Here is a 12,442-nt window from a genome sequence, read left to right on the forward strand (position 1 = left end):
CTCGATGACCTGGCCGAGCGAGAACAGCGTCTCCTCGTCGAAGGGGCGGCCGATCAGCTGCAGGCCAAGCGGCAGGCCCTGCGCATCCTGTCCGGCGGGCACCGCGATGCCCGGCAGGMCGGCCATGTTCACCGTGACCGTGAAGACGTCGTTGAGATACATCTCGACCGGATCAGACGAGCCCTTCTCGCCGATGCCGAAGGCCGCCGAGGGCGTCGCCGGCGTCAGCACGGCGTCGATTCCGTCGGCATAGGCCAACTCGAAATCGCGCTTGATYAGCGTGCGGACCTTCTGGGCCTTGAGATAATAGGCGTCGTAATAGCCGGCCGAGAGCACATAGGTGCCGATCATGATGCGGCGCTTGACCTCGGCGCCAAAGCCTTCGGCGCGGGTCTTCTCGTACATCTCGACGATGTCGCGGCCCGGCACGCGCAGGCCGTAGCGCACGCCGTCATAGCGGGCGAGGTTGGAGGAGGCTTCCGCCGGCGCGACGATGTAATAGGCGGGCAGAGCGTATTTCGTGTGGGGCAGCGAGATGTTGACGATCTYGGCACCGGCTGCCTTCAGCCAGGCGATGCCCTGCTGCCAGAGAGCCTCGATCTCGGGCGACATGCCGTCGAGCCGGTATTCCTTGGGAATGCCGATCTTCATGCCCTTCACCGAGCGGCCGACCGCGGCCTCGTAGTCCGGCACGGCGAGGTTCGCGGAGGTCGTGTCCTTGGCATCGTACCCGGCCATCGAGCGCAGCATCACGGCGCTGTCGCGCACCGTCTTGCCGATCGGACCGGCMTGGTCGAGCGAGGAAGCGAAAGCGACCGTGCCCCAGCGTGAGCAGCGGCCATAGGTCGGCTTGATGCCGACTGTCCCGGTGAAGGCCGCCGGCTGGCGGATCGAGCCGCCGGTATCCGTCGCGGTGGCGGCCAGGCAGAGGTCGGCGGCGACGGCGGCGGCCGAGCCGCCCGACGAGCCGCCCGGAACCAGATGGTTGCCCTCGATTGCGCCGGAGCCACCTGCTCCGACATTCGAGCCGCTGCGGCGCCAGGGATTGACGACATTGCCGAAGGCGCTGGTCTCGTTCGACGAGCCCATGGCGAACTCGTCATTGTTGAGCTTGCCGAGCATCACCGCGCCGTCGCGCCAGAGCTGGCTCGTCACGGTCGATTCATAGGCTGGCACGAACTCGCCAAGGATCTTCGAGCAGGCGGTGGTGCGCACGCCCTCGGTGGCGAAGAGGTCCTTGATGCCGAGCGGCAGGCCTTCGAGCGGGCCGCCCTCGCCCTTCGCCAGCCTGGCATCGGAGGCCGCGGCCTGCTTCAGCGCGTGGTCCGGCGTCTCCAGCACGAAGGCGTTGAGCGCGCGGGCCTTCTCGATGGCGGCGATATGCGCCTTGGCGAGGTCAGTCGCGGAAAAGGTCTTTGCCTTGAGGCCGTCGCGGGCCTCGGTCAGCGTCAGGCGGGTCAGGTCGGTCACGTCAGTGGTTTCCGGCAAATTGAACTGGGAGGAGCCCGCGGAGCGCGCCTGGCGCTTCCGGGGAGATAGAACGGGCGGATCAGCGCCTATTCGACCACCTTCGGCACCATGAAGAAATTGTCCTCGGAGACCGGCGCATTGGCGACGATCCGATCGGCGATCTCGCCATCCGTGACGACATCCTGGCGCTGCGTCATCGCCATCGGCGTGACCGATGTCATCGGCTCGACGCCGCTGACATCGACCTCGTCCAACTGCTCGACGAAGCCGAGAATGGCGTTGAGCTCGCCTTGCAGCTTGGGCAGATCGGCCTCGGGCACGGCAATGCGCGCCAGATGCGCGACGCGCTTCACGGTGGCGAGATCGACCGACATGGCAGGCTCCTGAAACTGTGGCTGAACAAGCCGAAACTGATTTGCCCGCGCTATAGCGCGTCGGCGGCAAAAGGATAAGTCAATACTGACGGGTCGTCGGAATCCCGGCCAGAACGCCGGGATCCATCGTCATGGACCGAAGCTGGATGGAGACGGGAATAGCGCGCTTCGTTGCCGATCCCGGATGACGCGGCCTTGCGTCAGATCTCGACCGCCTCGCCCTTCCCGGGCACGAGGGCCCGAACATCGCTGCCCTTCAACGCCGCGACGAACTCGTCGGCATTCTGGGCGATGATCGGGAAGGAGCCGTAATGGCAGGGGATCGCGACCTTCGGCTTGACGAAGCGGGTCATGGCCAGCGCCGCGGTCTTCGCGCCCATGGTGAAGCGGTCGCCGATCGGACAGATGCAGATGTCGACGGCATTCAGTTCGCTGATCAGCGCCATGCCCGGGAAGATGTCGGTGTCGCCCATATGCCAGAGCGTCTTCTCGCCCGGGGCCTTGATGACCACGCCATTGGCGCTGCCGAGCGGGAAAGCGACACCGGCCTCGACCAGGCCGGCCGAGTGATCTGCCCTGACCAGGGTGGTCTGGAAGGAGCCGAGATCGACCGTGCCGCCGGTATTMATCGGCTCGAACTTCTTCAGGCTCTTCGAGGCAAGGTACATGCACAGGTCGAAATTGGTGACGACGGTCGCGTGATTGGCCTCGGCGATGGCAAGCGTGTCGCCGATATGGTCGCCATGGCCATGGGTGATCACGATATGGCTGACGCCCTTCGATGCCTCGGCGGCATTACCCTCGAAGGCCGGATTGCCGGTGAAGAACGGATCGATCAACAGCGAAGCGCCGGGGAGATCGAGGCGGAAGGCCGAATGGCCGAACCAGGTGAGCTTCATGGCGGAACCCCTTAGGCTGACGGGCAAGACAGCCTATCTAGGCCGGCAACGCGCGCCGTCCAAGTCGACTTTGCATCGGGCGACGTGCACGCTGCCACGCCTGGACCAAATGGAACCCTCGCCATGACCGACGCCGCAACCCTTTCCCGCCGCATTGCCCAGGGCCGTGGCGACGAGCCGGCCGATCTCGTCATTCGCGGCGCCAGGCTGTTCGATCTCGTCACCGGCGCCCTGGTCGAGACCGATATCGCGCTCTGCGGTGGAACGATCGTCGGCACCTATGGCCGTTATGAGGGCATCGCGAGCTTTGATGCCCGGGGGCTGATCGCGGTGCCCGGCTTCATCGACACGCATCTTCATGTCGAATCGTCGCTGGTGACGCCGTTCGAGTTCGAGCGCTGCGTGCTGCCGCACGGGGTCACGACCGCGATCTGYGACCCGCACGAGATCGCCAATGTCCTTGGCGTCGAGGGTATCAGCTATTTCCTGCGCTGCGCCGAGGCGATGCGCATGGATTTGCGCGTGCAGCTCTCGAGCTGTGTGCCGGCGACGCATCTGGAAACAGCAGGGGCCCGACTGGAGGCGGGCGACCTGACGCCGCTGATGGACCATCCCAAGGTGATCGGGCTCGCCGAGTTCATGAACTTCCCGGGCGTGCTTCACCGCGATCCCGGCTGCCTCGCCAAGCTCGAAGCCTTCTCTCACCGGCATATCGATGGCCACGCCCCGCTGGTCCGTGGAATGGACCTGAACGGCTACCTCTCGGCCGGCATCCGCACCGATCATGAAACGACCACGGCCGAGGAGGCGCGCGAAAAACTCGCCAAGGGCATGGCGATCCTGATCCGCGAGGGCTCGGTGTCGAAGGACCTGCATGCCCTGATCCCGCTGATCACCCGCGACGCCTCGCCCTTCCTCGCGTTCTGCACTGATGATCGCAACCCGCTCGACATCGCCGAGGAAGGCCATCTCGACTACATGATCCGCACTGCGATCGCCGCCGGGGCGGATGTGCTTGCGACCTATCGCGTCGCGACGCTCGCGGCTGCACGGAATTTCGGCCTGTTCGATCGCGGCTTCATCGGGCCCGGCAAGCGCGCCGACATCGTGCTCGTGGATGATCTCGCGACCTGCCAGGTGAAGTCTGTCTTTGCGGGAGGCCGGCTCGTCGAGGGGGCCCTCTTCGCGGATCGCAAGCCCATTCCGCCGGTTGGCCTCGGCAGTGTCCGGTGCCGCAGACTGGAGCCGGGAGATTTCAAGGTCGCGGCCCGGTCCGGCGACACCCCCGTCATCGGCGTCGTGCCGGGCCGCATCATCACCGAGCGGCTGGCGATGTCCCTGCCCGCCCGGGATGGAGAGGCCCTGCCCGATCTCACGCAGGACGCGGTCAAGGTCACGGTGATCGAACGGCATGGCAAGACGAACGGCATCGCGACCGGCTTCGTCCACGGCTTTGGCATGAAACACGGCGCCATCGCCTCTTCCGTCGGCCATGACAGCCATAATCTCTGCGTCGTCGGCGTCGACGAAGCCTCGATGGCGGCTGCCGCCAACCGGCTGATCGAGATCGGCGGCGGGTTCGCCGTCGCGGATGGTGGCGTGGTCAAGGCGGAGCTGGCGCTGCCGGTTGCCGGCCTGATGAGCGACCAGCCTTTCGAGGTCGTGCGGCACGGCCTGGAGGGCTTGCGAACGGAAGCGAGGGCGCTCGGCGTCGTGCTGGCCGAGCCGTTCCTGCAGGTCGCCTTCCTGACCTTGCCGGTGATCCCGCATCTGAAGATCACCGACAAGGGGCTGGTCGATGTCGACCGGTTCGACTTCGTCTGAGATCTAGCTTCACGGCATCGGCCMGCAGAGTGGATTGCGGACTTCAGGCCGATGCCGACACAGAAAGTCGGATCATCGGACCGGATGCGAGCCGGTTCGTTGATATAGACTTTTGTCTTTGCATCGGCTTTCCCGAAAACCGCAATCCACTCTGCGGGCCGATGCTTTAGGCGGAGAGGATTTCCTCAGGGATCAGAATCCCTTCAGCGCGGGCCTTCGCACGCAGATTCAAGCGCCTCGTCCCCGGCAGGCGCGTGCCTGGCTGGTCCTCTATCGCGTGGGCCAGCAGCTTCATGCGTTCGGCGAACCAATTGCCGCCCATGCTGGCGGGATCGATCGCGAGGATGAGCTGGCCGGTATCGGGTGGACCGCCCTTGTCGTCGATGAAGGAGGACGCTTGGAAGGCGAAATGCGTGCCGACCAGTGCCGCGGCGAGGATCTCCACCATCATCGCCAAGGTCGCGCCCTTGGCGTCGCCGAGCGGCACCATGGTGCCGGCAATCGCGGCGGCCGGGTCGGTTGTCGGCTTGCCATCCGCATCGAGCGCCCAGCCTTCGGGGATGGGCTCGCCCTTCTGTCTGGCGGCGACGATCGGCCCGCGCGCGACCTTGCTCAGCGCCATGTCGATGACGACCGGCTCGCGCCCGGCGAGCGGTGCGGCAAAGGCGATGGGATTGGTGCCGAAGACCGGCTTCGAGCCGCCCCAGGGCGCCATCGCGCCCGGCGTATTGGCGAAGAGCAAGGCGACGAGCCCCTGCTCGGCCAGGCGCTCGACATGCAGTCCCGCAGCGCCGCAATGGTTCGAGCGCCTGATCGGTGCCGCGACGACGCCCTGGGCGCGTGCGAGTTCGGGCAGCTCGCTGACCGCAAGATCGATCGCGGGATAGGCAAAGCCATGGGCGGCGTCGATGGCGAGCACGCCGGGCTTCGGTCGCCGGGCGATCGGCACGGCCTGGCCATCGATCTTTCCCGATTTCAGCATGGCCAGATAGGTCGGCACACGCGAAAGGCCGTGGCCCTTCAAGCCGTCGGCCTCGGCCATCACCAAGGCCCAGGCAACGGAGGCGGCATTGGCCGCTGAAGTCCCCGCAGCGGCGAACAGCGCCGCAATTCTGGCTTCGGCCTCCTCCAGAGAAAGGCGGGTCATGTCCGCCCCTCCAGCGCGGCGATGACGCGCTCCGCGACGAGGCCGGAAACGCGCCCGTTCGATTCGACGGTATTGCCGGCGATATGCGGCGTCAGGATCAGGTTCGGCGTGCCGGCGAAGAGCTTGGCGCCGCCGCGCAGCGGCTCCTCCTCGAAGACGTCGAGCGCCGCACCGGCGAGCCTGCCGCTCTTCAGGGCCTCGACCAGCGCGGCCTCGTCCATGACTCCGCCACGCGAGGCGTTGATCAGGATCGCGTCCGGCTTCATGCGCGCGAAGGACGCGCTTCCGATTAGCCCCTTGGTCTCCGAGGTCAGCGGCAGATGCAGGCTGATTACATCCGAGGTCGCAAGCAGGGCATCGAGCTCCAGCCGCTCGACATTGCTCCAGACCGGATCACCGGCTGGAACATAGGGGTCGTAGGCGGCGATGCTCATCCCGAGCAAGCGGGCATGCGCCGCAGCGTCACGCGCGATGGCGCCAAAGCCGACGAGCCCCATGCGCTTGCCGGCGATCTCGCGGCCGATCAGCTTTGTCTTTGGAAATTCGCCAGCCAGCATGGCTGCATTGGCGAAATAGGCGCCGCGCAACAGGGTCATCGCCGTGCCGATGACATATTCGACGACCGAGAGGCTGTTCGCCCCGGTCGCCGGGAAAACCTTGATGCCGCGGCCGGCGCAGGCTTCCATGTCGATATTGTCGAGGCCGACGCCAAGCCGGCCGATGACCGTCAAATTCTTCGCGCCTGCCAGCAACGCCCCTCTCACCTGCGTCTGGTTGCGGACGATGAGGGCCGGGATGTCGGCGACCAGCCGGGCGAGTTCGTCCGGCTTGCCGAAGAGTTCAGGGTCGTGATGAACCGCGTAGCGGGCGCTGAGGCTTGCGACCGCCGCCTCATCCATGAATTCGGTGATGACGATATCGGTCATGGCTCTCCCGCCTTGCGTGGCTGCTCAACCCAATGCTGTCAGGCCGCCGAGGACGAGCCCGAGAATGACGAGGCTGGTCCCGGTGACGACGACAAGATGCCGCCAGCCCAGCCGCACCATCGAGCCGATCGAGGTGCCGAGCCCGAGCGCGGCGATCGCGATCAGAAGCCCCCAGCGCGAGGCCTCCAGCAAGGCCGCGCGCACCGGCTCATAGAATCCGGCCAGCGTGGGCTGCGTCGCAAACGCGCTGTTGACCAGGCAAAGCGCCAGGAAGACGAAGGCGAAAACCGGGACCGGCACCTTGGCATCACTGGGATGGCCGCCTTCGCGCGCCATCCACCAGCCGACGAGCAGCACCGCGGGCAGCAGCAGGAAGACGCGGAACAGCTTGACGATGACGGCAGCATTGGCCGCATCGTCGGAAACAGACTGGCCGGCGCCGACGACCTGCGCGACGTCGTGAATCGAGGCCCCCAGCATGACGCCGGTTTGGGTCGGGCTCAGGCCGAGCCAGACGCAGATCAGCGGGTAGGCCAGCATCGCGATCGTCGCGAGCGCATTCATGGCGATGACCGTGAAGGCGACATCGGCGGCCTTGCCGCGATAATCCGGAAGCACGCTCGCCGTCGCCAGCGCCGCAGAGGCGCCGCAAACCGCGGTCGCAACCCCGGCAAGCGCGCCAAAACCGTGTTCGCGCCCGAGCAGGCGGGCCAGCCAGAAGCCGGAGATGACTGTCACGATCATCGAGAACACGACCAGCAAAGCGGTCGACAGGCCGAGCGCGATGATGTCGCCGAGCGCGATGCGCAGGCCGAGCAGCGCTATAGCCCAGCGCAGCATCTTCTTGACGCAGAAGACCATGCCAGCCTGGAACCGAACGGTATTCGCCAGCGGATGCAAGGCCATGCCGATCAGCAGGGCGATGACAACTGCAGGGATGCCGATCTTGCCGCCGAGCCAGGTCTTCAGGACCGGCTCAGCCAGGACCGACGCAATGGCAACAGCGGTCGAGAGCACGATCCCGTCGAGAAGGGGGCGCCAGGCGCTCAGCGGAGAGGATGAGGCGACGGACAAGAACTCTGCTCCGGCTTGCTCTGCCGGTCTTCGGCAGGTGGAGGGCGGGCGGCATAGCGCCCGCCCGCCGGTTTAGTGTCCGGTCAGGCCGAGCGATAGAGCTTGGTCATCGAAAACTCGCGATGCCCCAGTGCTTCGGCCGCGGTCATACGCCCATTGGCGGTGCGCACGATATTCTGGATGAGCGCATCGCCGGCCTGCGAAATCGTCAGGTCGCGGCGCAGGATGCCGGAGACGTCGACATCGATATGCTCCGGCATGGTGCGCATCGTCTTGGGATTGCCGGTGATCTTGATGACCGGGACGATCGGATTGCCGATGACGTTGCCCTGCCCCGTCGGGAATGTGTGCACGACATAGCCGCCGGCCGCCATCAGGGTCACGCATTCCGCCGCGGCCGAGGAGGTGTCCATGTAGTAGAGGCCGGGGCCCTTGGCCGGCGCTTCCGCCGGCTCGAGGATGTCGATGAACTTGCACTCCCGGCCGATCTTCTCGAGATTGCCGAGCGCCTTTTCCTCGATCGTGGTCAGGCCGCCGGCGATGTTGCCCTTGGTCGGCTGGCTGTCGGAGAGGTCGTCGGTCTTGTGGGCCTCGATCACGTCGTCCTGGTAGGCCTTCCACATCTTGTACCAGCGCTCGCCGACCTCCGGTGTCGCGGCGCGGGCCTTGCAGAGATGCTCCGCACCGGTGATCTCGGAGGTCTCGCCGAAGACGCCATAGACGCCGCGCGGAATCCATTTGTCGTACATGTTGCCGACGGTCGGGCAGGAGGAGAGCCCGGTCGTGGTGTCGGATTCACCGCATTTGGTCGAGACCCAGAGCTCCTCGATGCCGCATTTCTCGCGCTGCAGCTCGGTCGCCCACTGCACGAACTCCTTGGCGACATAGGACGCCTTGGCGATCGTGGCGATGTCGCCATGGCCCTCGATGCCGAAGCCGACGACCGGCTTGCCGGTCTTGGCGATGCCGTCAACGACCCGCTTGGTCCAGCCATCCTCGATGCCGATGACGATGACGGCGGCTACATTGGGGTTGGATCCCGTGCCGATCAGGGTGCGGAAATGGACCTCGAGATCCTCGCCGAACTGCAGGCGGCCATAGGCATGCGGAATCGCGAGCGTGCCCTTGATATTATTGGCGACCGCCTCGCAGGCGGCATTGGAGAGGTCGTCGAGCGGCAGCAGCAGGACGTGGTTGCGCACGCCGACGCGGCCATTCTCCCGGCGCCAGCCATGGAACGAATCGAGACTGCGGCCGGTCGGGCGCTTCACCATCGGCGCCTTGAACTCGGGCGCTTCGATCTTGCGGCCCTTGATGCGTCCGAGCTTGCCCTTCACGAGATCGAAATTGGCGACGATCGACATGGCGTTTCCTTCGTTTTCTTGACGGGCTCGACCCTGGCGGGAGCCCCGGAACAGGTCAGGCGGCGAACGTGCCGATCACCAGCGCTTGGTCTTGGCGTTGTGCACGTGGAGATGCTCGCCCTTGCCGATATCGGCGACGGCCTTGCCGATGTCCTGGCCGTATTTCCAGATCGTGTCGCCCTTCTTGATGTCCTTGAGCGCGACCTTGTGGCCGATCGGGATGTCCATCTTCGCGGCCAGGCGAAAATCCGAATTGTCGTGGGTGACGACGCAGAGCATGTCCGTCCCGGCCTTCAGGCCCTCGACGACGACGACACCGACGGTGTCCTTCTGCTCATGCACCAGGAGATGGGGCTTGCTCATGTAACGCCTCCTTCAAGCTTGCGAAGGTTCGCTCTGGCCCGTGCGAAAATCGGGCTCGACCTGCGCTCGGTGAAGTCTTATATAAGACATATGAGTGTGCACAAGCTCGAAAATGCAGAGCGGCGCGGCGCGGTCGACACGGCTGAGCCGCTGGGCTTTCGGCCGCTCTATCGCCAGGTGAAGGCGATCCTCGTTCGCCGGCTCGTCGATGGCGTCTGGGCGCCGGGCGAAGGTCTGCCGAGCGAAGGGCAACTCGCTGCCGAGAYCGGCGTCAGCCAGGGCACGGTGCGCAAGGCGCTGGACGAACTGGCTTCCGAAAATCTCGTCGTTCGCCGACAGGGGCGCGGCACCTTCGTGGCCGAGCACGACGAGCGCCGCATCCTGTTCCAGTTCTTCAAGCTGGTGCCCGACCATGGCGAGCGGCGCTTTCCCGACAGCGCCGTGCTGAGCATCGCGACCGGACTGGCTGACGCAGCCGAGCAAGCTGCGCTGGATCTCGACGACAAGGCGCCGGTCATTCGCATCCGCCGGATGCGCTCGCTCGATGCGGCGCCGCTGATCGTCGAGACGCTGACCCTGCCGCAACATCTGTTCCCGGGGCTGGAGCATGGACCGGTGCCCAACAATCTCTACAGCCTGTTCGCGGCGCGCTACGGCGTGACGATCGCGCATGCGCGGGAGAAGCTGAAGGCCGTCGCCCTGTCCCCGGTGGATGCAGCTGCGCTCGGTGTCGAAGCCGGCCGGCCCGCCTTGCAGATCGACCGCGTGGCTCTGGCGCTTGACGGCATGCCCGTCGAACGACGCCTCAGCCTCTGTCTGACCGAGGAGGCTCATTACCTTTCCGACCTGCGCTGAGGCGCGGGCGGCATACCCGTTCCATACCAAGCCGCCGGAGAGCGGTTCGTCACGACCGGAGGAAATGAATGATTGCCAAGACGACGAGACGCCTCGCACTCGCGGGGTTGCTGGCGCTAGGACTTGCCTCGCCCGCGGCGGCGCAGGGATTTCCAACCAAGCCACTGACATTGATCGTGCCCTTTGCGGCGGGCGGACCGAGCGACGTGATCGCGCGGTTGCTTGCCGACCATATGGGTCGCACGCTCGGCCAGCAGGTGGTGGTCGAGAACATCGCCGGTGCCGGCGGCACGGCCGGCGCCAAGCGCCTCGCCGCATCCGACGCCGACGGCCACACTCTGCTGATCCACCATCTCGCGCTCGCGGCCGCGCCTTCGCTCTACAACAATCTCGGATACGACACGCAGACCGCTTTCGCGCCCGTCGGGCTGGTGAATACCGGGCCCATGGTCGTGGCCGGCAAGCTCGCATTGCCGCCGGTGGACGCCAAGGCGTTCTTCCCCTTCGCCAAGCTGCAGGCCGACAAGCTGACCATCGCCCATGCCGKGATCGGCTCGAACGCCCATCTCTGCGCGGTCCTGCTCTCGCAGGCGCTCGGCGCGAAGTTCACACAGGTTGCCTATCGCGGCACAGGTCCTGCGATGAACGATCTCGTCGCCGGGCAGGTCGACGTGCTCTGCGACCAGTCGACCACCGCGGTGCCGCAGGTCCAGGGCGACAAGGTCCGTGCCTATGCGGTGACCTCGACCGAGCGCCTCGGCGTGCTGCCGAACACGCCGACCGCGCGCGAGGCCGGCACCGATCTGGAGATGACGATCTGGCACGGGCTCTACGCGCCGAAGGCAACTCCGGCAGCGGCGCTCGACAAGCTGAACGGCGCGCTGAAGGCCGCTCTCAAGGACCCCGTCGTCCTGGAGCGCTTCAAATCGGTCGGCACCAGCGCCTTTCCGGAAGCTGAATGGAGCCGCGACGCCCATGCCAAGCGCTTTGGCAGCGAGATCAGCAAATGGGCGACCTCACTCAAGGCCGCCGGCGTGACCCCGCAGAACGTGAACTAGACGCCATCCCCCACGCGCCGCTCGCCAGTACGGGCGGCGCGTGCTACCCGGCCCTGATGTCAGCCAATCTGGTTCCTCTCGAAACCTTCCTGAATCTGCCCGATCACGCGCGGCTGCTCGGCCTCGACCTCGGCACCAAGACGATCGGCCTCGCGCTGTCCGATGTGGAGCGCCAGATCGCAACGCCGCTGGAGACGATCAAGCGGGTCAAATTCGGGCTCGACGCAGCAGCCCTGCTGAAGATCGCCGCGAAATTCGACGTCGCAGGGCTGGTCATCGGCCTGCCGCTCAACATGGATGGCACGGAAGGGCCGCGCGTCCAGTCGACACGGGCCTTCGTCCGCAACCTCGCCCCCCTCACCGCCTTGCCGATCGCATTCTGGGATGAGCGCATGTCGACGCTGGCCGTGACGCGCACCTTGCTCTCGGCGGACGCCTCGAGAGCCAAGCGCGCCGAGGTGGTCGACAAGATGGCTGCGGCCTACATCCTGCAGGGTGCGCTCGATCGCCTGATGCGCATGGAGCCCCCGGACACCGACGAGGYCTGACATGCGAACGCCGCCACGGTTTCCCGCGACGGCGCCTCTATCCTGACATTGCCGGGCGGCGGGTTACGGAATGACGTAGCCGCGCTTGATCGCCTTCTTTTGCGCCTCTCGGTGGTTCTTGATCGCGCGCTTCTGATCCTCGAGGCTCATGCCTGCCATCGGATTGTTGTTGCGCGGCCYGCGATCATAGCCGCCGCCATCATAGGAGCCGCGCCGGTCGTCGTAGCGTGGGCCGCGCCGGTCGTCATAGCGTGGGCCGCGATCGTAGCCGCGGTCATACCCGCGATCAGGGCCACGCCCGTAACGCGGGCCGGGCTCGTAATAAGGATCGCGGTTACTGCCGCCATAGTACTGCGCCGAGGCGGGAGCCGCCCACAGCACTGCCGACGCCGCAAGTCCAAGGCCGACCAGCAGGGCCTTGCTGTAAACGCTCATTCTCGTCCTCCATGACCGCGCACAAAGCCGGTCCGCCTCAAAACTCAAATCCCGGGCCGACGATCAGTTGCCGCCGCGCGCCGGATCGGTGGTTCCGTTACGGGA

At 66.1% G+C, this 12,442-nt stretch carries 13 protein-coding genes; 4 read left to right on the forward strand and 9 right to left on the reverse strand.

Features of this window, described 5'->3' with window-relative positions; genetic code table 11:
• The 3 genes from gatA to AC1DJT_RS26275 form a co-directional block, all read right to left on the reverse strand.
• Nucleotides 1-1,470 (reverse strand): Asp-tRNA(Asn)/Glu-tRNA(Gln) amidotransferase subunit GatA (gene gatA, locus AC1DJT_RS26265; RefSeq protein ID WP_476835184.1); only part of this gene is annotated, 1,470 nt, incomplete at its 3' end.
• Between the two features lie 86 nt (nucleotides 1,471-1,556).
• Nucleotides 1,557-1,844 (reverse strand): Asp-tRNA(Asn)/Glu-tRNA(Gln) amidotransferase subunit GatC, encoded by a 288-nt coding sequence (gene gatC / locus AC1DJT_RS26270; RefSeq protein ID WP_113512524.1) that lies wholly within the window; start codon nucleotides 1,842-1,844, stop codon nucleotides 1,557-1,559.
• A gap of 200 nt (nucleotides 1,845-2,044) precedes the next feature.
• Entirely contained in the window at nucleotides 2,045-2,743 is a 699-nt protein-coding gene (locus tag AC1DJT_RS26275; protein WP_476835185.1) for a metal-dependent hydrolase, read from the reverse strand.
• 123 nt (nucleotides 2,744-2,866) lie between these two features.
• Between AC1DJT_RS26275 and ade the strand changes: the two genes are divergently transcribed.
• Nucleotides 2,867-4,567, forward strand: a complete 1,701-nt coding sequence (gene ade / locus AC1DJT_RS26280) for an adenine deaminase (RefSeq protein ID WP_441507630.1) — start codon at nucleotides 2,867-2,869, stop codon at nucleotides 4,565-4,567.
• A gap of 166 nt (nucleotides 4,568-4,733) precedes the next feature.
• On the opposite strand, the gene AC1DJT_RS26285 is transcribed toward ade, so the two are convergent.
• The 5 genes from AC1DJT_RS26285 to AC1DJT_RS26305 form a co-directional block, all read right to left on the reverse strand.
• Entirely contained in the window at nucleotides 4,734-5,714 is a 981-nt protein-coding gene (locus tag AC1DJT_RS26285) for an Ldh family oxidoreductase (RefSeq protein WP_441507629.1), read from the reverse strand.
• Nucleotides 5,711-6,640: a hydroxyacid dehydrogenase gene (locus tag AC1DJT_RS26290; RefSeq protein WP_441491579.1), complete on the reverse strand. Its 930-nt coding sequence runs from the start codon at nucleotides 6,638-6,640 to the stop codon at nucleotides 5,711-5,713. Before AC1DJT_RS26290 ends, AC1DJT_RS26285 begins: the two co-directional genes overlap by 4 nt.
• A gap of 24 nt (nucleotides 6,641-6,664) precedes the next feature.
• Nucleotides 6,665-7,714, reverse strand: coding sequence for a YeiH family protein (locus AC1DJT_RS26295; RefSeq protein ID WP_441491578.1), 1,050 nt, complete (start codon nucleotides 7,712-7,714; stop codon nucleotides 6,665-6,667).
• Nucleotides 7,715-7,797: 83 nt separating this feature from the next.
• Complete coding sequence (locus tag AC1DJT_RS26300) at nucleotides 7,798-8,988, reverse strand: UxaA family hydrolase (RefSeq protein ID WP_441507671.1); 1,191 nt, start codon at nucleotides 8,986-8,988, stop codon at nucleotides 7,798-7,800.
• A gap of 165 nt (nucleotides 8,989-9,153) precedes the next feature.
• Entirely contained in the window at nucleotides 9,154-9,441 is a 288-nt protein-coding gene (locus AC1DJT_RS26305; protein WP_043234293.1) for a UxaA family hydrolase, read from the reverse strand.
• Between the two features lie 90 nt (nucleotides 9,442-9,531).
• Here AC1DJT_RS26305 and AC1DJT_RS26310 point away from each other — a divergent pair, with 90 nt between their 5' ends.
• The 3 genes from AC1DJT_RS26310 (at nucleotide 9,532) to ruvX (ending at nucleotide 11,902) form a co-directional block, all read left to right on the forward strand.
• Entirely contained in the window at nucleotides 9,532-10,296 is a 765-nt protein-coding gene (locus AC1DJT_RS26310) for a GntR family transcriptional regulator (protein ID WP_476835186.1), read from the forward strand.
• 68 nt (nucleotides 10,297-10,364) lie between these two features.
• Complete coding sequence (locus AC1DJT_RS26315) at nucleotides 10,365-11,354, forward strand: tripartite tricarboxylate transporter substrate-binding protein (RefSeq protein WP_476835187.1); 990 nt, start codon at nucleotides 10,365-10,367, stop codon at nucleotides 11,352-11,354.
• A gap of 56 nt (nucleotides 11,355-11,410) precedes the next feature.
• Entirely contained in the window at nucleotides 11,411-11,902 is a 492-nt protein-coding gene (ruvX, locus tag AC1DJT_RS26320) for a Holliday junction resolvase RuvX (RefSeq protein ID WP_476835188.1), read from the forward strand.
• 63 nt (nucleotides 11,903-11,965) lie between these two features.
• Here the strand turns inward: ruvX and AC1DJT_RS26325 are convergent, their stop codons facing one another.
• The gene (locus tag AC1DJT_RS26325) at nucleotides 11,966-12,337 is read right to left on the reverse strand and encodes a hypothetical protein (RefSeq protein ID WP_476835189.1); all 372 of its coding nucleotides are present in this window, start codon (nucleotides 12,335-12,337) and stop codon (nucleotides 11,966-11,968) included.
• Nucleotides 12,338-12,442 lie beyond the last annotated feature (105 nt).

Source organism: Allobosea sp. 05T422_2 (genome assembly GCF_056396265.1).

Excerpts from the sequence above, each read along its gene's own strand:
- gatC (WP_113512524.1), bottom strand. The coding sequence starts at position 1,844 with ATGTCGGTCGATCTCGCCACCGTGAAGCGCGTCGCGCATCTGGCGCGC.
- AC1DJT_RS26285 (WP_441507629.1), bottom strand. The coding sequence starts at position 5,714 with ATGACCCGCCTTTCTCTGGAGGAGGCCGAAGCCAGAATTGCGGCGCTG.
- AC1DJT_RS26290 (WP_441491579.1), bottom strand. The coding sequence starts at position 6,640 with ATGACCGATATCGTCATCACCGAATTCATGGATGAGGCGGCGGTCGCA.
- AC1DJT_RS26300 (WP_441507671.1), bottom strand. The coding sequence starts at position 8,988 with ATGGTGAAGCGCCCGACCGGCCGCAGTCTCGATTCGTTCCATGGCTGG.
- AC1DJT_RS26305 (WP_043234293.1), bottom strand. The coding sequence starts at position 9,441 with ATGAGCAAGCCCCATCTCCTGGTGCATGAGCAGAAGGACACCGTCGGT.